Genomic DNA, 22,927 nt, shown 5'->3' with positions numbered 1-22,927 from the left:
ATTTATGAGTTAAGCCAAATGTGACTTTAAATCAGCCGGCGAATAGTTGATCGATTTTAAAGTCTTGTCGTCAGATTTCCTGAATACCAAAAACAGTCCGTCTATTTCTTTGTAATAAGATTCGGTCTGGTCTTTATCTAAATAAAACTGGATGGTTTGTTCTGCTTCTTCTACGGTTTTGCAGGCTTTGCTCATATTAGAGCGGTGAACTTCATCAAATAAAGTCTTAAACTTTCCACCTAAACCAAACTCATGGATAGCACCGGCCAAAACATACTGCAGATCGCAAAGGGCATCGGCAACTTCTACCAGATCATCATTTTCTACTGCTTCCTGTAGTTCTTTCAACTCTTCAGCTAAAAGCGAAATACGCAAATTGGCTCTCTGTTTTGAAGGAATAACCGGACTTTCTAAAATTGGATGTTTAAAGGTAGTATGAAATTCTGCAACCTGGTTTAGCGAATTCGTTTCTTGCATGGTGATGTTTGATTTAATCTTTATACAGCAAACTTAAAAAAATCGTAAGAAATAATGGGGAGAATTTATGAACACTGTAAGGGTAATCGGTTAACTGTTTAAATTGGTTAATTGTAGATATCGACTAATCCACAATTTACCAGTTAACCGATTTATACGATTAACCACCTTTCTTCCCTTCCCTCACCACTTTAAAAAACTCTTCTTTATAGGTTTCGCCAATTGGAATAGCCTGATCGTTAATATAAACGGTATTCCCATCAATCATCTTAATTTTTTCGATAGAGATAATGTACGATTTATGGATGCGGTAAAATGGTGGCTGGGGCAGTTCGGTTTCCAGCTCACGCAGTGCCTGGTAAGTCACAATCCTTTGGGTAGCGGTATAAACAGAAACATAGTTTTTCAATCCTTCTATATAGAGAATATCTTCGTAATTAACCTTAATAAACTTGTTCTTGGTGTCGCCTTTAATAAACATAAAATCGTTCCCCTGTGCAACCTGCTGAATAACTACTTCTTGTTGTACAGGTGCCACAGGCATTAAAATCTGTTGTGCTTTAGTGGCCGCTTTATAAAAACGCTCGTATGAGATCGGTTTAAGCAAATAATCTACCACATCAAGATCAAAGCCTTCTAAAGCATATTCTGGATAGGCTGTGGTTAGAATTACTTTGCATTTACCACCACAGATTTTCAAAAACTGGATCCCAGTTAACTCTGGCATCTGTATGTCTAAAAAAACAAGATCTACCTTACCTTCCTGAACCAGGTTAAGTGCTTCAAAAGCATTTGTAGTGGTTCCAACCAGTTCTAAAAAAGGGGTTTTATTGATAAAGGCAGCAATAATATCTGAGGCGTAAGATTCATCATCAACAGCAAGGCAACGGATCATGGTTAGGGTTTAGCGGTTAGGGGTTGGCGATTAGCGTGAATTAACATTAGAATAGTTTTCAATGATACAAATTATCCTTTACAGATTTAAGATCAAAGTACTTTTATAGGTATTGCCATTATTCGAAATCAGTAACTCATGTTTTTCAGGATAAATCAAATCCAACCTACGGTGGATATTTACCATGCCTACACCACTGGAGTGATCTTTCTGCGCATGACTGATCTTATTGCTCACCTCGAAACTTAAGCGTTTGTTCTGTACCTTAAGTTTAATACGCACAGGCTGTGTTTCATCATTTACTACGCCATGTTTAAAAGCATTTTCTACAAATGGGATCAATATCAGCGAAGCTATTTTTTGATCGCTAATGCCTTCAGTTATAAAATCTACATAAAATTTTGGTTCAAAGCGCATTTTAAATAGTGCTACATAACTTTCTAAATATTCTACCTCCTTATCTAAACTCACTTTGCCATCAGGACTATCGTTTAGGGTATAGCGCATTAGATCTGATAAACGCAAAACAGCATTGGCCAGTTGATCGGAAACGGGAATAGCCAGTGAGTAAACATAATTTAAAGTATTGTACAGAAAGTGTGGATTAATCTGCGATTTCAAAAATGAAAGTTCGGCCTTAACCACTTCTTCTTTAAGTTTCCTGTTAACCTGTTCCGATTTAAAACTCTGCTCGATACCATAAACCGCAGCCGGTGTTACAATGAAACCAATACTCCAATAAATATTATCTGAGATGTACTCCCAGGCAGTTGTGCCATCGTTATAGTTATGAAAACCAAACCATTTTAAATAAAGCACTTCTTCTATTAAATACCTAAGTACAATAAATACCCCAATGGTGAACAAAATGCCGCAAATTAACTGTGGTATTTTATTCTTTTTCAAAAATCTTGGATATACCCACAAGTAACAGATGTAGAACTCTATCAATTGTATAAAATTCATGGAGATACTTAAAGCAGCCTTGGTAAAAGTTGTACCATCAATTAAATAGCCACCATAAAAATAGCCTAAAACTAGTAGCCAGCATAGAATATGAATGGAAATGATTTTTATTGTTTTCATGGACTAAAACTATACAAAGCTTTTGTAACCGCCTATTTTCTTATTCCAAACCTTCAAAAAATTATCCCAACCTGTACAATTTAAGGATTAACACCTTTTATTACTCAAAAAAGCATTGGGATAATATTTTAAAGGGTTCGGATTATAAAATTTTCAGACTAATGCAACCTCTTCATCTTTGAATCGTCAATATAAAATAAACACGATGATGAACCTCTTAATTAAATCTGCTCTTTTTGTGCTGCTTATTTTTAGCCTTCAAACTGCTTTTGCTCAAAACATTAAGGTATCGGGAACTGTTACCGATAAAAGTAATAAAGCACTCGATTATGCTTCAGTAGCATTAATCCACTTACCCGATTCGGCTTCAGTTGCCTTACAAGTCACCAACCAACACGGTTTATACGAATTCAGCCATGTTAAATCTGGCAGGTATTTGATTAAAGCCTTAATGATGGGCTACGGAAAAAACCAATCTGCACCATTTGAAGTAAAAGGTATAACCCTTAAAGTTCCATCAATTATACTGACAGACCATGCTCAAAACCTGAAAGATGTAAACATTATATCGAAAATGCCTGTAATTGATCAAAAAGCAGACCGGGTGATTGTAAATGTAGAACAGATGAATACCGCAGGTGATAATGCACTGGAAGTAATCAGCAGGTCGCCGGGGGTAAAACTGGATAAGGACGATAACATTGTACTGAAAGGCAAAAAAGGAATCAACGTGATGATTGATGGCAAGATGAGCTATATGACGGGGATGGAATTAACCACTTACCTAAAATCGCTACCCGGATCGGTATTAAGCAAAATCGAACTGATTTCCAACCCTCCCTCCTCTTTCGATGCTGCTGGCACAGCAGGAATCATCAACATTAAACTCAAAAGAAATAAAATGCAGGGTTTTAATGGAAACATGAATCTGGGCGGTGGCTATGGCCGTTATGAAAAAGTTTATGCTGGCACCAACCTGAATTACAATATCGGTAAGGTAAGTACCTATGTACGCTTAAACGCCGGACACTATAACTCATACAACAGGTTAACTTTAAACAGAACCATTGGCGACGAACAATATAACCAGCTTAATTTCTGGCACCCGGTAACCAACAGCTTAAATTACTCTACCGGTGCCGATTATTTTATTAACGCGAAACATACTTTAGGCTTAATGGTAAAAGGCTTTACTGCGCCAGCAGAAACCAAGGTAAACAGCAATTCGGTAAATTATAATGCCGCCGGTATAAAAATGGGTGGAACATCGATGTTTAATCCGCAAAGTAATACCGAAAAAAACCACGCACTTAACTTAAACTACCGTTTCAAAACAGATACATTAGATGGTGAACTGGGTTTTGATGCAGATTATGTTCGATACGACAACAGCAAGAACGAAACCTTTACCAATAATTACCTCGATGCCAGTGACCAGTTGATCGGTAACCCGATTGACCTGCGTAATAAGGGCATGGGCAACGTCTCTATTTATTCAATCAAGGCCGATTATAGCTTAAATTTTTCAAAAACCTTAAAAATGGAAACTGGCTGGAAAAGCAGCTGGGTAAAATCGCAGAGCGATGTCCGTTTCGATTCGCTCAAAACTGCTGGCTGGATTAACGATCCGCGCCGAACCAACGCCTTTTTATACAATGAAAACATTAATGCAGGTTATCTCTCCTTAGATCAGAGCTTCAAAAACTTACAGATCAAAGCAGGTTTGCGAGCAGAACAGACCAGAGGTGATGGCAGTTCATCGGGAACCAATACGCTGATCGACAGGAAATACTGGAAACTTTTCCCAACAGTATTTATCTCCTTAAAACTGGATTCGAACAACCTCGTAACAGCTGCCTACCGCAAAAGCATCAACAGGCCATCATACAGCAGTTTAAATCCCTTTACCTTTTATACCGATCCCTATACTGCCATACAGGGAAACCCATTGTTGCAACCTTCTTATGCCAATAGTTTTGAATTTAATTATTCGATTAAAAACTTCAGGGTATTAACGTTGAGTTATTCGGTTAGTGATGGATCGATATGGGAAGTGGTTTATCAGAACAATAGTACAAAAGAAAGTATCTCCAGGTCAGAAAACCTGAACCGTACAACAAATTTTTATATGGCCACCGGTAGTCCCATTGATGTAACCAAATGGTGGAACAACAGTACCGAAGTCTCTGTTGGTTATAACCGCACCGAATCTGCAGTACAGGGAAATGGCTATAATGCTTTCTCGTGGAACTGGTCGGTCATGTCGGATAATACCATCACTTTGCCTAAAAACTACAGTTTAACGATGTATGGTTACTACGATTCTCCTTCTATTTCCGGTTTATTCCGCAGATTAGGAAGTTATCAGCTCAATGTTGGCGCTAAAAAATCATTCTGGAACAAAAATGCAACATTTGCCTTAAAAGTAAACGATATCTTTAACACCAATAAATTCAGAGCCAATCTGGAGTACAACAACATTAAAACTTATTGGCAGAACGAGTGGGAAAGCCGCAGGATAAACTTAAGTTTCACCTATAAATTCGGGAATATGAAAATCAAAACTGCCCGCAGCAGACAAACCGGAACAGGCGATGAGGAAAACAGAGTTGGCAAAAATTAGGTTTGATCAAGATTAGTTATTTAAGTCGGTTAGCTGTTTAATTGAGCTGAGATTTCTCAATTTCAACAGTTAACCGATTAATCAGTTTCAACGATTAACGAAGTTATAAAACCAGTAGCATCCAAACATTACAGGCAAAATGGCCTGAATTACCCAATGGGGCTGCGAGTTTTTTAAACCCTGCCTTTTCGTACATCTCAATTGCCCGGGTAAGCGATGGAAACGATTCCAGATAAATCTCATTATAGCCAAAGTGCTGCGCCGATTCTATACTTTTCTCCATAAGCATTTTGCCAATGCCTTTCCCACGCGAAGATGCCGAGGTGTACAATTTAACCAGTTCAACACAACCATCTGGCAAACCTTCGGTCGGGTAAATACCACAGCCGCCAACAATAAGCCCATCCTCTTCGGCCAGCCAGTAAGCTGATTGAGGGTGTTCGAAAAGTGTAGATAAATCATCAGTTGTGGGATCCGTATAAACAGTACCCGGCTTGTCTATTTTAAATTCCTTTAAAATAGTCCTGATCATTTCAGCTGTTGCAGTATTGTCCTGTGCCGTTATCTTGCGGATGGTAATTGCCATGTCTTTTGTTTTTTGTAAAGTTAGTAACTTGGATCAATTGTTAAATCGGCAAACCGATTAATTGAGTTAATTATTGAGATTAACGTATAATTAAATAGGTAACCTGACTTTTAAGCAGCTCCCCTTCTGAAATAGATTTATTATTTTGGCGTTATGTTTGCAGTACATAAATATCCAAATTTTTGGGTACTTATACTATCACCTAACACACATAAAATGAAACAAAGATTATTAGTATGCCTTTTAACTGTTAGCCTTTTCGGCTGTGGAATAAACAGGCAGGCACAGCAGATAAAAGCTCTGGAAGACTGCACCTATAAAATTACAGGTGTACAACAGGTATCGATTGCAGGTACAGATGTTAAAAAGTTAGTGGACCAACAAAGTTTTAGCCTAACCAGCTTGCCTGGGGTTGCATTGGGTTTGTTAAGAAAAGACATTCCTTTAAGAGCCAATCTGAATTTAGAAATAACCAACCCTTCGAGCAATTTAGCGGCCATAAACCAGTTCGAATATAAAATATTGGTTAATAATACCGATTTGGCAGAAGGTATTGTAAATCAAAACGTGAGTATTGCGCATGGCCAAACAGTTACCGTTCCGGTGCAATTAGTAAGCAACATTTACGGGTTAGTATCTAATGGCAATGTTTTTAACGACATTATCAAGGCTGCTCAGAAAGGATCATCTTCAAAAGATGAAAAATTAGGTTTATTAACCATTAAAATAAAACCAACCTTTATGCTGGGCAATACACCTGTTAAATATCCAGGTTACATTACCATCAGTAAAGATATCAGCAGTAAAATATTACTGTAGTACGGCAACAAATAAAAAAGAGGGTATATCATAAAGGCGATTTTAGCCCAGATGCTGTCATGTTGAGCCTGTTGAAACACATTAAAGCGTATTTCAACAGGTCCTTCGACAAGCTCTCCACAGGAGTTGTTTGGACAGGATGACAAATCTATATTTATGATACACCCTCATTTTCGTTAAAAAGCTTTTATTAAAATTTCTTATCGGGCGTCATTACCATTCCCTTAAATCCTTTTGGATCTAACTTTTCATCTAATGCCCTTAATTCTGCTACCGATAGTTTTGATGGCATTACTGTTGTCGTTGTACTTAAGCTGGCTGTTTTTGCAGCTGTAGTTACAAAATTCCCGTTCTTAGCATATAGTAATGCGTAGGCCAATAAGGTCTCTGTTTCATCTCCCCATGCCTTCGTTAAATCCTCAGATGATTCTTTGTCAACCGTTAGACCAGAATAGTAACCACCAACGCCAACTTTATTTTTGGTTTCAAATTCCGGAATATACATATCCACCTTGTCTATTCTGATCGGGAAGAAACCAACAGGTTTACCATAAGTTGTTCTACCAATCAGTTTTACATCCATTACAGGTTTTAAACTATTAATAGTTAACTCACTTGCCGAGGCTGTTGATCCTGTTACGATAAAATAAACTCTGTTTAAAGATAATGAGCCTGATTTTGCAAACTTCTCTATATTATCGGCAGCTGTAGGCGAATAATTTAAATCGGCATAGGTGGCGTACTTTCCGTTTACCCCCGTGGTAAAGGTCTGTAGTTTACCGTCATCATCTAACAGCGGTTGGTGTGCCAAAACCGAGGCCTTGCGTTGTGCAGTAGTGATCGACTGTAGGTAGTTATTGTAATAAGAAGTAAACATTGTATTGCCGTTTTCTCCTGCCGGTGCTGCTAAATTAATGATCTGAGTAGCTGTTGAAACATAACCACCGCCATTATAGCGTAAATCAATAATCAATTCACTTACCCCCTGGGTAGCAAAATTAGAAAAAACTGTATTTATGGCTGCAGAGGCATTATTGGTGAAACTATTGAATACAATGTAACCTACTTTCTTTGTACCAACTGTATAGACATTAGTAAACAAAATCGGATTAACAGTATATAAACCGCTAGATACAACAGCTGTTTTTGGATTGCCACCAATATCATTGAAGGCCAGAGTCACGGTTGCATTTGTACCGAAAATGGCACTGTTTAAAAAATTAACTGCATTTGGCCAGCTAAGATCTGTCCGTCCATTTACGCTGGTTATCCTACAGCCACGTGTTAAGCCCTGCTGCGCTGCAGGCGAGTTTGGATAAACATATTTTACCCTAAGGTCTGTGTCGTTGTTATACTGAACAGAAAAACCGTAATCATTGGCCGAGCCATTTACATCAGCCTTCAGTGCTCCTTTTTTACCTGTGGCAGCTGCCGTATAGTCGAAAAATGAATATTTAGGTTCGCCGGAAGTGCTTACATATTCATATGGCTTTCCTGTTGCCGGATCTAAAGAATATTGTGTCATGGCATATAGTTCAGCTTCATTCGAACTAAATCTACGCGGATTAAACACTTCATAAGTTGGTAGCGAAGTATTCCAATAATAAAGTTCTTTACCGTATAAAAAGATAGAATCTTTAGTCAATTCGTCCCGTGTTCCGGTAGGCGTAGTAACAACTGGAGGGGTTACAGGCTCAGGCGCAGGGCTGCTCTTTTTGCAGCCGGTAATGGTCCCAAAGCTTAAAAAACCTAGTGCAACCAGGTAAAGGAATCTCTTATTTCTCATGGAAATTATTGTAACATTATCTTTTATATACGTACCGGGCAATGGTTAAGTTGTCAGGAAGAAACTTTTATCAACCAACAAACTAAATTTAATTCAAAATATTGTGCTCCTATGCATATGTATCAGTGAATTACGTAAATCTACGATTAAATTACTTTTCACTGAGATATTTATTAAATTTCAAAAAATATCTGCTAAACCGATGCCTAATTGTTAGCCCTTATGCCCCCACAAATTGTCGCCTTTGCACCGCTTAAGTCAATCAAATCCTGTGCAAATTTGTTATACTAAATTAGCTGATTTAAAAACCAGGAACCATGGAAAAGATCGAATTTAAAACCACAATTAACGCCACAGCAGAAAAAGTTTGGGATGCGTTGTTTGGCGTAGAAACCTACCCCAAATGGACAGCTGTTTTTATGGAAGGATCGCGTGTAGAAACCGATTGGCAAAAAGGAAGCAAGGCCCTGTTTCTGGGTGAAAACGGGGATGGAATGGTAGCTGTCATTCAAGACAATATCCCGAACCGGTACATGTCTATCAAACACCTTGGTGAAATAAAAGACGGCAAGGAAGATTTCAGCGGGGATTGGGGCGAAACACTCGAGAATTATACCCTCAATGAAAGAGATGGAAAGACAGAACTGCTTATCGACATGGGCATTAACGATGATTGGAGAGATTATTTCGAAAAAACCTGGCCAAAAGCACTGGATAAGGTTAAAGAAATAGCTGAAAAACGAAGCGAATATCATGTAGAGACGTAAACAAACGCTACTTCAAAACGTAAAAAAGCCTTACATTTCTGTAAGGCTTTTATTTTTAAGTGGTGCCACCTGGATTCGAACCAGGGACACAAGGATTTTCAGTCCTTTGCTCTACCGACTGAGCTATGGCACCCCCTTTTGGGATTGCAAATGTAGTATTCTTTTTTTCAAATCCAAAAAAGGATTTTAGATTTTATTCAGTTTTTTTCTTCGGATACATTCTTGGTAAAGCTATCTTTCTGATAAGCAGGAAAATGTATAAAAAAAATATTTTTATTTCCTAAACTTTATCGTTAAAATGGTATAAAACCAAAAAAGCCTCTCATTTCTGAAAGGCTTTTGGAAGTGGTGCCACCTGGATTCGAACCAGGGACACAAGGATTTTCAGTCCTTTGCTCTACCGACTGAGCTATGGCACCATCCGTTTGGGATTGCAAATGTAGCGTTCTTTTTTCAAAAGCAAAACTTTTTTTCAATTATTTCATTGTTGCTCTGATTATCAATTAATTAATTTTTCACTTTTCTTAAAACAAGTCTTAATCTTTGCTTAGAATGAGTACAAACAAACAATTTTATTATTTTTTTTATGCATGCATAGCAATTTATTTAGATTAATATCCTAATTTAGCGTAACAATCTAATATTGCATGGTAGCACAGATCCTTTTTCTAGTACTTACACTTGCAGCAATTGCGCTGTTTACAGTTAACCTGCGTAAAATAATTCGCAATATCCGTTTAGGGAAACCGGTAGATCGACAAGATCAGCCGCAAAAAAGATTAATGACCATGCTTCGTGTGGCTTTTGGCCAATCTAAAATGGTTGTCCGCCCTATCCCCGCCTTTCTCCACTTTTTTGTTTACATCGGTTTCGTGATCATTAACATTGAAGTATTGGAGATTATGATCGATGGTCTATTCGGCACACACCGTATTTTTAATGGTTTGGGTAGTTTATATAATTTCCTGATCGGTTCATTCGAAATTCTGGCTTTTACGGTTTGGGTTTCGTGCGCTATTTTTCTTGTGCGCAGAAATATCTTAAAACTTAAACGCTTTAGTGGTGTTGAGATGAAAAGCTGGCCAAAATCTGATGCCAATTACATCCTCATTACCGAGATTTTATTAATGAGCGCCTTCTTGTTAATGAATGCAGCAGATGCAAAATTACAGCTTTTGGGTGCCAGCCATTATGTTAATGCCGGTGCATTTCCGGTGAGTCAATATTTAATTAATATCCTGCCATCATCAGAAAGTGCCTTGGTTATCTTAGAGCGCAGCTGCTGGTGGTTTCACATTATAGGTATTCTGGCCTTCTTAAATTACCTGCCTTATTCGAAACATTTTCATATTCTTTTTGCCTTTCCAAACACCTACTTTTCTAATTTGGAGCCTAAAGGCGAATTTACCAATATGGCCTCGGTTACCAATGAGGTGAAAGCCATGCTCGATCCTTCTTTTGTTCCGGCAGAAACCGCACCCGGTAAATTTGGCGCCAAAGATGTAACCGACTTAAGCTGGGTAAACCTTATGAATGCGTACACCTGTACCGAATGCGGAAGATGCACCTCGGTATGCCCGGCAAATATTACAGGCAAACTTTTATCGCCACGAAAAATCATGATGGATACCCGCGACCGCATTACCGAAGTGGGCCAAAATATTGATAAGCACGGCGCTGAACATCAGGATGGAAAATCTTTATTGGATGATTATATTAGCAGAGAAGAAATTTGGGCTTGCACGAGCTGTAACGCCTGTGTAGAGGCCTGTCCGGTAAATATCGATCCATTACAGATTATTATGGAGCTTCGCCGCTTTGCGGTAATGGAAGAGTCGCAGGCACCAGGAAGTATTAATGCAATGATGGGAAATATTGAGAATAACCAGGCACCATGGAAATACTCTCCAGCCGATCGTTTTAACTGGGCGCAAGAAAGTTAGCAATTAACAGTTTTGTTGGCATTGAATTAAAATAATAATTACATCAGGTCTTGATACTTGATACTTGATACTAGACAAATGGAATTTAAAGTCCCTACAATGGCCGAGTTAATGGCCGCAGGTGAAGAACCGGAAATATTATTTTGGGTTGGCTGTGCTGGAAGTTACGATGAAAGAGCACAGAAAATTACCCGCGACATTTGCAAGATCTTACATCATGTAGGTATAAAATACGCTGTTTTAGGAACAGAAGAAAGCTGCACCGGAGATCCTGCTAAAAGGGCTGGTAATGAATTCCTTTTCCAGATGCAGGCAATGACTAATATTGAGGTATTGAATGCCTACAATATCAAAAAAATTGTAACTGGCTGTCCGCATTGCTTCAATACCATTAAAAATGAATATCCGGGTTTAGGCGGCACTTACGAAGTGATCCACCATACGCAATTGATACAGGATTTAATTAACGAGGGCAAATTAAAAGCTGAGGGTGGCGAGAGTTTCAAAGGAAAAAAGATTACCTATCACGATCCATGTTATTTGGGGCGTGGAAATGGGATTTACGAAGCTCCGAGAAAAGCCTTAGAGGTACTTGATGCACAATTGGTAGAAATGAAACGCTGCAAAAGTAATGGCTTATGCTGCGGTGCCGGAGGCGCACAGATGTTTAAAGAACCAGAAAAGGGAAATAAAGATATCAATGTAGAACGCATTGATGAGGCTTTAGAAACCAACCCACAGGTTATTGCAGCAGGTTGCCCGTTCTGTATGACCATGCTAAGCGACGGTATTAAACTAAAAGATAAAGAACAGAAAGTTAAGGTATTGGATATTGCTGAGATTACAGCAAGGGCAAACGGCCTGTAACGATCGTTTTTAGATTAACTTAATAAAAAGCAGTATCATAAGCATTAATTTCTATTCGATCTGTCACGTTGAGCCTGTCGAAACGCTAAATCTGTAATTAAACAGATCCTTTGACAAGCTACCATTGACAGATTTAAATAAAAAGGGTCGTCACTGCAAGGAGAAACGACGAAGCAATCTTAATACTGATGCTAATAGCGATCGTTGTAAGATTGCTTCGTCGGCTGAAAAAGCCTTCTCGCAATGACGATATGATATAATTCTTTATACCGCATCAGATAAAGAGGTGAAAGTAAAATCCCTTATCCTTAATGGCGGCAACAGATAGTTGGCTTCCGATTCTGCACTGACTGTTCTTTCGGCTATTCCGATTTCATCCAGGTTGTTCAACATAATAATCGGGCTTTCGTTGAAACGGAAATTTTTAACGGGAAACTTGATCTCTCCATTTTCGATGTAAAAAGTACCATCTCTGGTCAGTCCTGTTAACAAAAGGGTTTGTGGATCTACCGTGCGGATGTACCATAAACGTGTAACCAATATACCCTTTTCTGTTCCTTTGATCAACTCCTCCAGCGTTTTCGTTCCGCCTTTCATAATGGCGCCACCGGGGTAGGGTATCGCTTTAATCCCGGTTTTCTGCGCCCAATATCTCGAGCTGTATAAATTTTTAACTACTCCTTTTTCTATCCAGTTTACTTTCTGCTGTGGCCTTCCATCTCCAGACCATGTTGCGGTTGGCAGTTCAGGATTCCATGGGTCTGAATAAATATTTACTCTTTCATCCACCAGCTGTTCTCCCAATTTTGTCTTACCTCCGGTTTTGCTCATAAAGCTCCGCCCTTCATCGGCCTGTCTGGCATCCATCGAAAAAAATAGGTTTTCCAGCATTACCGCTACCGCAGTCGGTTCTAAAATAACAGTATATTTTCCTGGCTCAATGGCTTTTGCTGTTACCGACGACATGGCCTTTTTGGCTGCTATAGCCGTATCGGCTTTTGCGTTGAGCTTACTAAAATCATTGTATCCCCTGGTGGCATAACCAGATCCTTTACCATCATCAGTTCTTACAGTAATATTAAAAGCTACATCGGTTGAAGTATTGTAGGCAAATAAACCTTTACTGTTCATCATTGCCGAACAGCCTATACTGTTGGATAAAAACCCTGCAGCATTCATCTTGCTGTCCATAGCCTGCTTTAAACTGGCCTGTACTGCATCAGCTCTGTCTTTTGGGGTAACGGCTGCCGTAGCCGGAGAAAACGTTGGTGAATCGGCACCATATTCCTGCGGACCGAGAAAAGGCATAAATTCAGGATTTTCGGGTGCCAGCTGGGCAAGTTCTTCTGCCCTGCGCACCACTTTTTCCAGCGAGGCATCATCAAATTCATTTATAGTGGCCGTACCCAGTTTTTTCCCGAAGGCAGAACTAACTACCAGGCTGTTGGCGCTTATTCCTCCACTGGTTGATACCGCATTTCGGGCGTACCTTATATTACCGCTATCTGAGCAATTCAGGTTTACTTCACATTGTTCTGCTTTAGAGTAAGAAAGTACTTTAGTTAAAAGTGCCTTTGCTTCTGCTTTTGTTAAGATTGGCATAATTTCTATCAGATTTTTCTAGCGGTGTTGATAACATTAACTTTATTAAAACGTGTGGTTGCCGATCCGTGGGATACAGCACTCACCTGACCAGGCTGGCCTTTACCATCGAAAAAGGAGCCTCCTAAACGATAATCGCTTTCATCGCAGATGGCCACGCACGAATTCCAGAACTCCTGGGTATTTGCCTGGTAAGCTACATCTTTAAGCATGCCTGCGATTTTGCCTTCTTTAATTTCATAATAAAGCTGGCCGCCGAACTGAAAGTTATACCGTTGCTGATCGATAGAAAAAGAGCCATCGCCAACGATGTAAATACCTTTTTCAACATTTTTGATCTGATCGGCTATACTCAATTTGGCCTTGCCTGGCTGCAGGGAAATGTTGGCCATACGCTGAAACTGAACACTGCTCCAGTTATCGGCATAACAACAGCCTTGTGAAGCATTTAACCCTAATATATGCGCCTGATCTCTGATGGCCTGATAATTTACCAGTATACCATCTTTAATCACATCCCATTTCCCGCATTTTACACCTTCATCATCATAACCTACAGCTCCTAACGATCCGATTTCGGTTTTATCGGCAGTAATATTAACTTCCTTGCTACCATAATTAAATTTTTTAGATTCCCACTTATCCAAGGTTAGAAAACTGGTTCCTGCATAATTGGCCTCGTAACCCAATACGCGATCAAGCTCGGTTGGGTGACCGCACGATTCGTGAATAGTTAACCATAAATGTGAAGGATCCAATACCAGATCATATTTACCTGGCTCTACCGATTTAGCCTTCATCTTTTCGCCTACCTGTCTTGCTCCCTGTGTGGCATCTTCAAGCATATCATACCTACCTTTGTAAAGCGTGCCTGAAGCCGTTTGGATTTTATCTTGTGGTCTTGCATTTAAATATTCGTAGCCTTTACCTGTAGGGGCACTCAGTGCATTTCTGGTTTCGAACTTACCTGTTGCCTTATCTATTTTAGTGATAAAAAAAGTAGGCCAGATGCGGTGGATATCCTGGTCGATATATGAACCATCAGTTGACGCAAAATATTTCTGTTCATTTACTGCAAATAAGATGGAATTAATGTAATCTGCACCTCCTTTCATAGCTGCATCGTTCACCGCCAGCAATAAATCTACCTTTTCTTTTACGGGTACCTCAAAAGCATTTTTCTCAATCGGCGCTTTCCAGCTTACCTCACCATATCCTTTTTGTGGCGCCAGCTTTACAGGCTCTCTTAACAAACGGGCATTTTCTTTGGCAATAGTTACCGCCAGTTCGGCTGCCTTAGCAATACTATCTTTATCCATTTTGTCGGTTGCGGCAAATCCCCAACTGCCATTCGAAATTACCCTGATACCAATCCCATACGATTCGGTATTTACAATATTCTCTACTTTATCCTCGCGTGTAACGACATATTGGTTAAGGTACCTGCCTACACGCACATCAGTGTAAGTTGCACCTTTGGAGCGTGCCGCATTTAAGGCCACATCCGACATGATTTTTTTAGCGGCAGGATCAATATACTCTAAAGTCTGCTCGGGGGAAATCTCTTTCCCAAAAACCGGGATAGCAGGAAGCATTGCCGCAGCAGCTCCTACTCCGGTTAAATAAATAAAGTTTCTACGTTTCAAGATGAGATTGTTTTAAGTTGACTGAATATAAGTGTTTTAACTTATTTTCCGAAATTCACAAATCCAAGATCTAACTATAGTAAATTGAGAATTTTATTAGAGAAATGGTTAAACCAGCAAGATCATCATAAAATAACAGTTTCTATGGAGTGGAAACCGTCGCATTTATTTTATTCAAATTATCACGGATCAGGTTTAAGTCTTCAGCTTCCATATTTTTTAACGGAATAACCAGTTGCGTAGCCATCGAATCTACATCACCTCCTCTATCTTTATAGGTCTGCACAATTACGTCGTCACCTTTGGTATGGATATACAGTTTACCCGAAGTGGTTGTACCATAATAGTCCATATCTTTAAATTTCGACAGCTTAAATGCGAAATACTCTGTTTTACCGTTATTAAAATAACGCTTGTAACGGCAAAAGCCATTGTTGGTAACATTTAGCTCATAACGCTTTACCTGGTCGCTTTCCTGGCTGTTATCGTAATGATCGGTAAATGTTTTTTGAAGAAAATTGATTGACTGTGCTATGGTTTCGGGGTCGGAAAAAGCACATAAAAACATACAAAAAGCCGAAAGAAGGGATATTTTCAAGCAGAGTGTAAACTTTTTCATCAGGTTAGCGTTTTAAACACACCAATTTAATTAAAATCATAAATTTGTATATGAGTTTTTCTCCACAATCAAGAGTTTGGATATACCAAAGCGATCGCAAATTTACTTCTACTGAAGAAAGTGAGATCTTAAACAAATTAGCAGTTTTTACTAACCAGTGGAAAGCACATGGAAATGAATTGCTTGCAAAAGCAGAAATACGCTATGGCTTTTTCATTATCCTAACGGTCGACGAAAGTCAGGCGGGTGTTACCGGTTGCTCTATTGATAGTTCTGTTCGTTTAATTAAAGAAATTGAACAGGAATACCATGTAGATCTTTTTAACCGTTTCAACATTGCCTATAAAGTAAATGGAGAAGTTGTGGTAAACAGCAAAGAAGATTTTGAAACTTTGGTCAATATCAAACAGGTTACACCAGAAACTATTGTGTTTAACAATATGGTTCAAAACCTGGCAGAACTGAATAACAAATGGGAAGTACCTTTTCAAAATAGCTGGCATTCTACTGTTTTTGCCCATTTACTATAAAACATGTTTATTGTAGATCTTAAATATATTGTTCCATTAGAAGAGCTGGATGAACATATGGAGGCGCATGTTCAATTTTTAAGAAAATACTACGATCAGCATACATTTGTAGCTTCGGGCCGAAAAGTACCACGTACCGGTGGAATTATCTTAGCCCTGGCAGAAGATGAAGAAGTTTTGAAAAAAATCCTGATGGAAGATCCATTTTACATCAACCGACTGGCCGATTTCACCATTACACAATTCTTAACCTCACAATATCACCCAGATCTCGAATCACTTTTAGGAAAATAATTTTTAAAACCAGTAGTGATATTCTACATTATTTTCACTACTGCTCAAACAATTAACTAGCAAAAAACATTATATTGGTTAAATCAAATAATGTCTATGAAGCGCTGGCTCAAAATCTCTTTAAAAATTGTATCGGTTATTGTTGTGCTGATTATTCTCACCTGGCTGGCAGGAGCATTTTACATTAGTAGAAATAAAAAAGAAGTACTCGCTTCTATCTTATCACAACTCAATAGAAATTTAAACGGAAAAATTACTGCTACAAGCATGGAGCCAACACTCCTGAAAAGTTTTCCCGGAGTTTCTGTATCCTTAAACGGTGTTTTACTGAGAGATAGTTTATGGAACCAACATAAACACGATCTTTTAAAAGCGCAGGATATAGATGTATCGCTAAACGTACTTTCGCTTATTGTGGGTAACATTAACATTAAACAGATTGCTATTAACAATGCAGCTATTTATATCTATACCGATTCTTCTGGTTATAGCAACACCAGTATTTTTAAAAGCAAATCGAAAAACGAGAAAAAATCTTCTCCAAAATCTTCCGCATTAGAAGTCAAAAAAATAGATTTTAATAAGGTAAGCCTGATATTAGATAACAAAAAGAGATTTAAGTTATTCAATTTCGATATTGACCAGGTCCAGGGCAGAATGGAATACCCTGATAGCGGCTGGACAGGTAAAATCAAGTTAATGACGAAAGTAAACAGTTTCGCCTTTAATACCCGAAAAGGAAGCTTTTTGAAGGACAAGACGCTTGATGGGACATTAAATGCACATTACAGTCGTGAATTGGATGCAGTAATATTAAGCCCAGAAATATTGAAGATCGGAGGACACCCCTTTAAGATAGGCGCTAAAATAGATCTTGCCAAATCTGCTTTTGCCATTAGCATAGCTGTTGATGATATTTTATTCAGAGATGTTGCCTTACTCTTATCGCCTAATATCTCCTCAAAGCTCTTAAAGTTCGGGATAGAAAAACCGATCAACATCAGGGGAAATATTGTTGATGACGGATCAGGGAAATACGGAGATCCCTTAATCAAAGTGGGTATAACAGTAAGGGATAATGTAGTTTCTATTCCAGCAGGTAAATTAACGGCCTGTAATTTTGATGGTTCCTTTACCAATCGGGATACCGTTGGTGGTATTATTGGCGATGAAAATTCATCTATCAAGTTCCACAGGCTAACGGCAAAATACTTTAATGCACCGCTTAAAATCGACACTTTCACGGTGAATAATTTATCGCGTCCGATTGCCACCGGATTGGTAACCTCTCAATTTCCCCTATCCAATTTAAACAATTCATTAGGCACGAACGATTTTGAGTTTAAAAACGGAACGGCCAACTTAAGGCTTTACTGTAAGGCGGATATTGATAATTTCAGGTTTACCAAACCTGTTGTTTCAGGTAAAATACAGATTGCCGATGCCGATATACTTTACATCCCTCGTAGGCTTCATCTGGTAAAAAGTGCCTTAAACATCAACTTTAACCAAAACGATTTATCTATACAGAACGGGCATTTCCAATTGGGTAAAAGTGAGCTTAATGTAAGCTGTAGCATTGCCAACTTTGCCAATCTGTATTATACTGCTCCCGAAAAAATATTGGTGAACTTAAAAATGTCGAGCCCACAGCTCTACCTAAAGGAGTTTTTACCCTTCTTAGGACCAAGAACAGCGAAGAAAAAATCGAACGGAAACAAACAGGTGGTTTCCAAAGAGCTGAGCAATGTGCTGGAGCTTTCGAAAATGAATATCCGTTTAACCGTTGATAAAGCCATTTATGATAATTTTCTGGCCAAAAACCTCGATGCCGACATTTCTTTGCGTGGTGGGGGTATTTTCTTCAACAAAATAAGTGTGGCCCATGCGGGTGGTCAGTTATCGCTAAATGGAAATATTATGCAGGAAGCCGCCTCAAATAGCTTTAAAATCAATTCAAAGATCAGCCATGTAAGCGTTAAGGATTTCTTTTATTCATTTGATAACTTCGGGCAGAACACCATTACCAACAAGAATTTAAAAGGTTATTTATCATCGCTGGTTAACATTTCCGGAAGGATATCGCACACCGGAAAAATTCTTCCCCGATCTATTAATGGCAAAGTGGTGTTCAACCTGAACAATGCCGCATTGGTTAATTTCGACCCGATGGTTAAGGTCGGAAAATTTGCTTTTGCCAACAGGAACTTATCAAACGTAGAAATCAAAAATCTTGATGGAACACTTACCGTGCATGGCGATAAAGTAGAAATCAGTCCGATGCAGATAAACTCCAGCGCATTAAACTTTAACGTAAAAGGCACTTACGCTTTAGGAAATGGCACAAATGTAGAGATGGACATTCCGCTGAGAAACCCCAAAGGTGATGAAAACCTAACCAGATCAGAAAAAAGAGAAGCCCGTATGCGTGGCATCGTATTGCACCTAAAAGCTGTAGACGACGAAAAAGGTGGAATAAAAATCAGGTGGAATAAGGATCACGACTAGTTTTAGTCCAAAGTTCTTAGTCGGTAAATGGACTGAAGACTATCGACTAAAAATCTAGCGGCCCTAACCTATTCATATTTCTTAAAATCAGGTATTGGCGGTGCCTGATGTATGGGGTTGCATTTTTGGGCGTCCACCTTCTGGGGTTTGGAAAACAGGAAGCAATTAAAGCGGCCTGTTTCCTGGTCAGTTTTGTACAGGATTTACCATAATACTCCTGGGAGGCGGCCTCGGCGCCATAAATCCCATCGCCCATTTCGATTACGTTCAGGTAAACTTCCAATATTCTTTCTTTGCTCCAAAACAGTTCGATGAGTAAAGTAAAATAAGCTTCAAAGCCTTTTCTTATCCACGACCGGCCAGGCCACAAGAAAACGTTTTTAGCTGTTTGTTGCGAAATCGTACTTCCACCCTTTACCTTTTTCCCTTTGGCATTACTGGCAAAAGCTTTTTCAATGGCTTTCATATCAAAACCGATATGTTTTAAAAAGAGCTGATCTTCGGCAGATACCGCAGCCCTTTTCATGTTATCAGACATATCTTCGAACTTCACCCATTTTTTCTCTGTTTTAAAAGGCTTTCCATCTGCTTTACGCTCAATGTTCCGCAGTACCATTAAAAGTGTAATAGGTGGATTGATAAAACGCAGGGCGATTACCCAAAACACAGAAACCAGCAGAAAATATAAAAATACTTTGGTAGCAATATTGGTAATCTTTTTTAGAAGGGGGTGTTTTGCTTTGCTTTTGGTTCTGTTTGTCCGCGTTTTAGCCATGGCGCAAAGGTAATTAAAGGGATGGAAGATGGGAAGTGCAGGAGAAGGGAATAATGCGGAAAATATATTTTGTCATCAAAAAATAAAGCTAAAATGCAAAATTCTCGTTGTAAACCCTTAATGCACATTAAAATCACTTTGTTTATGTATTTTGTGATTCAGATTTTTTAAACAAACCGAAAAACAAAATTAACCAAATGAAAAAACTGGGTTATTTTCTTCTTGCCGTTACCTTATGGAGCTGCAGTACAACCAAAAACATCAATAACCGATCAGAAAAGTGGATTACACTTTTTAATGGAAAAGACATTAAAGATTGGAACGTTAAAATCCACCATCACGATTACAATGTAAACTACGGAAATACCTTTAGGGTTGAAGATGGGACTATACAGGTTCGATATGACCAGTATGGCGATTTCAATGATCAGTTTGGTCATCTTTATTACAAAACGCCTTTCTCTTATTACCACTTAAAATTAAAATACCGTTTTGTTGGCGAGCTGCAAAAGGGTGCACCAAGTTATACACTGCGAAACAGTGGGGTGATGTTCCATTCTCAAGATCCCAAAACCATGCCTAAAGAACAGGATTGGCCAATTTCGATTGAGATGCAGTTTTTAGGCGGTTTGAGTGATGGCCGTCCCCGCCCTACCGGAAATATGTGCTCACCAGGCACGGAGATTTTTTACAATGGCAGTAAGTTCCCTGGCCATTGCCTGGATTCGAAATCAAAAACATACGATGGCGACCAGTGGGTATCTGCCGAGCTTATTGTTATGGGCGATTCGATAGTAAAACATATTATTAATGGTGATACCGTATTGCAGTATAACAAGCCACAAATTGGTGGAGGCGTAGCTAATCGTTTCGATCCGAAAATTAAAATCGATGGAAAAGCACTTACCCAAGGCTTTATTGCTTTACAAAGTGAAGGACAGCCAGTGGATTTTAAAGATATTCAGATTATGGAACTTCCGCACCATAACAACAAAAAATCTAATTAAACATTTTTCGATACTATACGTTACAAGAACATGAAAGTTGCATTAATTACAGGAGGAAGTAAAGGAATTGGTTTCGGTATTGCCGAAGCCCTTTTAAAAGAAGGTTATAAAGTAGCCATTACCAGCAGGACAATTGCCAGCGCAAACCAGGCGGCATCACATTTGGTAACACACGGTGATGTATTGGCCATTGAAGCAGATGTTGCAGATTTTAAATCCCAGCAAGATGCAGTAAACCTGATCCTCGAAAAATGGGGACAATTGGATATACTCATCGCCAACGCTGGCGTGGGGCATTTTGCACCCATTGACGAGCTGGACATCGATTTATGGAAAGAAACCATCGACACCAATTTAACAGGTGTTTTTTACAGCATTAAAGCTAGTGTTGAAGAAATCAAAAAGAACAAGGGACATATCTTTACCATTTCTAGCTTAGCAGGCACAAACTTTTTTGCGGGTGGATCAGCTTACAATGCCAGTAAATTTGGTTTAACAGGTTTTACGCAGTCGGTTATGCTCGATTTAAGAAAATATGGCGTAAAGGTGAGCACCATTATGCCTGGATCGGTAGCTAGTCATTTTAACGATCATCAGCCCAATGCGGAAGATGATGCCTGGAAAATACAGCCAGAAGATATGGGTAAACTAATTGTTGATTTATTGGCCATGCCGGCAAGAACTTTGCCAAGTAAGGTAGAAATCAGGCCAACCACGCCGAAAGGGTAATAAATATTGGATGATTTAATAAGGGATACCATTTTACCATATCCCTTATTAAATCATCCATCTTCCATAAAAAAAGGTCCCGATTTTCATCGCGACCTTTTTTTGATTCTTTAAAGAATGCTTATTCAGCAACTACTTCAAAAGGAACCTGAACTTTAACTTCTTTGTGTAAGTTTAAGTTAGCAACATATTCGCCAACAAATTTAGGTTCAGTTTCGAAAGTAATACGACGACGGTCTACATCAAAGCCTTGTGCTTTCAATGCTTCAGCAATCTGGATGGTGTTAACCGCTCCGAAGATTTTTCCGCTTTCGCCTGCTTTAGCACCGATTGAAAGTTTAACATCAGTTAAACGCTCAGCAACACCTTCAGCATCTTTCTTAATTTTATCTTGTTTAAAAGCAGCTTGCTTTAAGTTTTCTGCTAAAACTTTTTTAGCAGAAGAAGTAGCCAATGCTCCAAATCCTTGAGGGATTAAATAGTTACGGCCATAACCTGGCTTTACTGTAACTACATCATCTTTTTCACCAAGGCCTTTAATATCTTGTTTTAAAATAATTTCCATATCTCTAGCCTCCTATTTTAATTGATCAGCAACGAAAGGTAACAAACCGATGTGACGGGCACGTTTAACTGCCTGAGCCACTTTACGTTGGAATTTTAACGAAGTACCAGTTAAACGGCGTGGTAATAATTTACCTTGATCGTTAATAAATTTCAACAAGAAATTTGCATCCTTGTAATCGATGTATTTAATTCCGTTTTTCTTGAAACGGCAATATTTTTTACGGTTATCCTCTACTTTAGGGGCAGTTACGTATTGTATTTGTTCTCTTGCCATTACGCTGCAACCTCCTTAGTTTTTTTGTTAAAAGCACCACTACGCTTTTTCTCATTGTAAGCAACAGCGTGTTTGTCTAAACGGATTGTTAAGAAACGTAACACACGCTCATCGCGTTTTAATTCAAGCTCTAATTTTGCGATCAAATCACCTGAAGATTTGTATTCAGTTAAGTTGAAGAATCCGTTTGATTTTTTCTCAATTGGATACGCTAATTTTCTCAAACCCCAATTATCCTCTTGGACAATTTCGGCTCCGTTATCAACAAGGATTGCTTTGTATTTGGCTAATGCCTCTTTAGCAACTTCTTCTGATAACAAAGGGGTTAGAACGATAACAGTTTCGTACTGATTCATTGTTATAAATTATGTTTTTAATTTTTAATCCCGAGGTATATTACGGGGATGCAAAAGTAACAATATATTTCTTAAAATCAAATGATTAATTAGAAAAAGAAGAATCGCAAGCAATCAAGAAAGAAAAAGTTACATAATAAAACGAAACACAGAAAAATGATCGCGACACAT

General features: G+C 38.7%; 22 protein-coding genes and 2 tRNA genes. 10 read left to right on the top strand and 14 right to left on the bottom strand.

Annotation, left to right across the window (positions count from 1 at the left end; all coding sequences use genetic code 11):
- Nucleotides 1-9: 9 nt before the first annotated feature.
- The 3 genes from ACN9MR_RS02950 to ACN9MR_RS02940 form a co-directional block, all read right to left on the bottom strand.
- Nucleotides 10-477 carry a hypothetical protein gene (locus ACN9MR_RS02950; protein ID WP_426328181.1) on the bottom strand — a complete coding sequence of 156 codons (468 nt, stop codon included), beginning with the start codon at nt 475-477 and terminating at the stop codon, nt 10-12.
- Nucleotides 478-637: 160 nt separating this feature from the next.
- Nucleotides 638-1,372 carry a LytR/AlgR family response regulator transcription factor gene (locus ACN9MR_RS02945; RefSeq protein WP_426328180.1) on the bottom strand — a complete coding sequence of 245 codons (735 nt, stop codon included), beginning with the start codon at nt 1,370-1,372 and terminating at the stop codon, nt 638-640.
- A gap of 78 nt (nt 1,373-1,450) precedes the next feature.
- Nucleotides 1,451-2,458 carry a sensor histidine kinase gene (locus ACN9MR_RS02940; protein WP_426328179.1) on the bottom strand — a complete coding sequence of 336 codons (1,008 nt, stop codon included), beginning with the start codon at nt 2,456-2,458 and terminating at the stop codon, nt 1,451-1,453.
- A 205-nt stretch (nt 2,459-2,663) separates the two neighbouring features.
- On the opposite strand from ACN9MR_RS02940, the gene ACN9MR_RS02935 reads away from it, so the two are divergent.
- The gene (locus ACN9MR_RS02935; RefSeq protein WP_426328178.1) at nt 2,664-5,081 is read left to right on the top strand and encodes an outer membrane beta-barrel family protein; all 2,418 of its coding nucleotides are present in this window, start codon (nt 2,664-2,666) and stop codon (nt 5,079-5,081) included.
- A 103-nt stretch (nt 5,082-5,184) separates the two neighbouring features.
- Here ACN9MR_RS02935 and ACN9MR_RS02930 read toward each other — a convergent pair whose 3' ends face one another.
- On the bottom strand, nt 5,185-5,667 hold the full coding sequence (locus tag ACN9MR_RS02930; protein ID WP_426328177.1) for a GNAT family N-acetyltransferase: 483 nt from the start codon (nt 5,665-5,667) through the stop codon (nt 5,185-5,187).
- A 216-nt stretch (nt 5,668-5,883) separates the two neighbouring features.
- On the opposite strand from ACN9MR_RS02930, the gene ACN9MR_RS02925 reads away from it, so the two are divergent.
- Nucleotides 5,884-6,486, top strand: a complete 603-nt coding sequence (locus ACN9MR_RS02925; RefSeq protein ID WP_426328176.1) for a hypothetical protein — start codon at nt 5,884-5,886, stop codon at nt 6,484-6,486.
- A gap of 190 nt (nt 6,487-6,676) precedes the next feature.
- Here ACN9MR_RS02925 and ACN9MR_RS02920 read toward each other — a convergent pair whose 3' ends face one another.
- Nucleotides 6,677-8,272, bottom strand: coding sequence for a S41 family peptidase (locus ACN9MR_RS02920; protein ID WP_426328175.1), 1,596 nt, complete (start codon nt 8,270-8,272; stop codon nt 6,677-6,679).
- Between the two features lie 317 nt (nt 8,273-8,589).
- On the opposite strand from ACN9MR_RS02920, the gene ACN9MR_RS02915 reads away from it, so the two are divergent.
- The gene (locus ACN9MR_RS02915) at nt 8,590-9,039 is read left to right on the top strand and encodes an SRPBCC family protein (protein WP_426328174.1); all 450 of its coding nucleotides are present in this window, start codon (nt 8,590-8,592) and stop codon (nt 9,037-9,039) included.
- Between the two features lie 60 nt (nt 9,040-9,099).
- On the opposite strand, the gene ACN9MR_RS02910 is transcribed toward ACN9MR_RS02915, so the two are convergent.
- Together ACN9MR_RS02910 and ACN9MR_RS02905 are read right to left on the bottom strand one after the other, a co-directional pair.
- Nucleotides 9,100-9,172 (bottom strand) — tRNA-Phe (locus ACN9MR_RS02910).
- Between the two features lie 213 nt (nt 9,173-9,385).
- Nucleotides 9,386-9,458 (bottom strand) — tRNA-Phe (locus ACN9MR_RS02905).
- A 228-nt stretch (nt 9,459-9,686) separates the two neighbouring features.
- On the opposite strand from ACN9MR_RS02905, the gene ACN9MR_RS02900 reads away from it, so the two are divergent.
- Together ACN9MR_RS02900 and ACN9MR_RS02895 are read left to right on the top strand one after the other, a co-directional pair.
- Nucleotides 9,687-10,982 (top strand): 4Fe-4S dicluster domain-containing protein, encoded by a 1,296-nt coding sequence (locus ACN9MR_RS02900; RefSeq protein WP_426328173.1) that lies wholly within the window; start codon nt 9,687-9,689, stop codon nt 10,980-10,982.
- Nucleotides 10,983-11,060: 78 nt separating this feature from the next.
- Nucleotides 11,061-11,849 (top strand): (Fe-S)-binding protein, encoded by a 789-nt coding sequence (locus tag ACN9MR_RS02895; protein ID WP_426328172.1) that lies wholly within the window; start codon nt 11,061-11,063, stop codon nt 11,847-11,849.
- A 264-nt stretch (nt 11,850-12,113) separates the two neighbouring features.
- Here ACN9MR_RS02895 and ACN9MR_RS02890 read toward each other — a convergent pair whose 3' ends face one another.
- From ACN9MR_RS02890 to ACN9MR_RS02880, 3 genes are all read right to left on the bottom strand, one after another.
- A complete protein-coding gene (locus ACN9MR_RS02890) occupies nt 12,114-13,451 on the bottom strand; it encodes a TldD/PmbA family protein (protein WP_426328171.1) in 1,338 nt (445 codons plus the stop codon).
- Nucleotides 13,452-13,459: 8 nt separating this feature from the next.
- The gene (locus ACN9MR_RS02885) at nt 13,460-15,097 is read right to left on the bottom strand and encodes a TldD/PmbA family protein (RefSeq protein ID WP_426328170.1); all 1,638 of its coding nucleotides are present in this window, start codon (nt 15,095-15,097) and stop codon (nt 13,460-13,462) included.
- A gap of 142 nt (nt 15,098-15,239) precedes the next feature.
- Nucleotides 15,240-15,716, bottom strand: coding sequence for a hypothetical protein (locus ACN9MR_RS02880; RefSeq protein ID WP_426328169.1), 477 nt, complete (start codon nt 15,714-15,716; stop codon nt 15,240-15,242).
- 50 nt (nt 15,717-15,766) lie between these two features.
- Here ACN9MR_RS02880 and ACN9MR_RS02875 point away from each other — a divergent pair, with 50 nt between their 5' ends.
- The 3 genes from ACN9MR_RS02875 (at nt 15,767) to ACN9MR_RS02865 (ending at nt 19,048) form a co-directional block, all read left to right on the top strand.
- On the top strand, nt 15,767-16,246 hold the full coding sequence (locus tag ACN9MR_RS02875; RefSeq protein WP_426328168.1) for an ABC transporter ATPase: 480 nt from the start codon (nt 15,767-15,769) through the stop codon (nt 16,244-16,246).
- Between the two features lie 3 nt (nt 16,247-16,249).
- A complete protein-coding gene (locus tag ACN9MR_RS02870; protein ID WP_426328167.1) occupies nt 16,250-16,540 on the top strand; it encodes a YciI family protein in 291 nt (96 codons plus the stop codon).
- A 96-nt stretch (nt 16,541-16,636) separates the two neighbouring features.
- Nucleotides 16,637-19,048, top strand: a complete 2,412-nt coding sequence (locus ACN9MR_RS02865; protein ID WP_426328166.1) for an AsmA-like C-terminal region-containing protein — start codon at nt 16,637-16,639, stop codon at nt 19,046-19,048.
- Nucleotides 19,049-19,094: 46 nt separating this feature from the next.
- On the opposite strand, the gene mtgA is transcribed toward ACN9MR_RS02865, so the two are convergent.
- On the bottom strand, nt 19,095-19,823 hold the full coding sequence (gene mtgA / locus ACN9MR_RS02860; RefSeq protein ID WP_426328165.1) for a monofunctional biosynthetic peptidoglycan transglycosylase: 729 nt from the start codon (nt 19,821-19,823) through the stop codon (nt 19,095-19,097).
- A 197-nt stretch (nt 19,824-20,020) separates the two neighbouring features.
- On the opposite strand from mtgA, the gene ACN9MR_RS02855 reads away from it, so the two are divergent.
- Together ACN9MR_RS02855 and ACN9MR_RS02850 are read left to right on the top strand one after the other, a co-directional pair.
- Nucleotides 20,021-20,830 (top strand): 3-keto-disaccharide hydrolase, encoded by an 810-nt coding sequence (locus ACN9MR_RS02855; protein WP_426328164.1) that lies wholly within the window; start codon nt 20,021-20,023, stop codon nt 20,828-20,830.
- 30 nt (nt 20,831-20,860) lie between these two features.
- A complete protein-coding gene (locus ACN9MR_RS02850; protein WP_426328163.1) occupies nt 20,861-21,559 on the top strand; it encodes an SDR family oxidoreductase in 699 nt (232 codons plus the stop codon).
- Between the two features lie 121 nt (nt 21,560-21,680).
- Here the strand turns inward: ACN9MR_RS02850 and rplI are convergent, their stop codons facing one another.
- From rplI to rpsF, 3 genes are read right to left on the bottom strand one after another with little or no spacing between them, the layout of a single operon-like run.
- Entirely contained in the window at nt 21,681-22,124 is a 444-nt protein-coding gene (gene rplI, locus ACN9MR_RS02845) for a 50S ribosomal protein L9 (protein ID WP_029277406.1), read from the bottom strand.
- A 12-nt stretch (nt 22,125-22,136) separates the two neighbouring features.
- Nucleotides 22,137-22,400, bottom strand: coding sequence for a 30S ribosomal protein S18 (gene rpsR, locus ACN9MR_RS02840; RefSeq protein WP_010599582.1), 264 nt, complete (start codon nt 22,398-22,400; stop codon nt 22,137-22,139).
- Complete coding sequence (gene rpsF, locus ACN9MR_RS02835; protein WP_029277408.1) at nt 22,400-22,756, bottom strand: 30S ribosomal protein S6; 357 nt, start codon at nt 22,754-22,756, stop codon at nt 22,400-22,402. Before rpsF ends, rpsR begins: the two co-directional genes overlap by 1 nt.
- Between the last annotated feature and the right edge of the window lie 171 nt (nt 22,757-22,927).

Origin of the sequence: Pedobacter sp. R-06 (assembly GCF_049913135.1) — a bacterium.
Taxonomy (GTDB): domain Bacteria; phylum Bacteroidota; class Bacteroidia; order Sphingobacteriales; family Sphingobacteriaceae; genus Pedobacter.
Note: the sequence above shows the minus strand (reverse complement) of the source record. Positions and strands in the feature narration are given on the sequence as shown.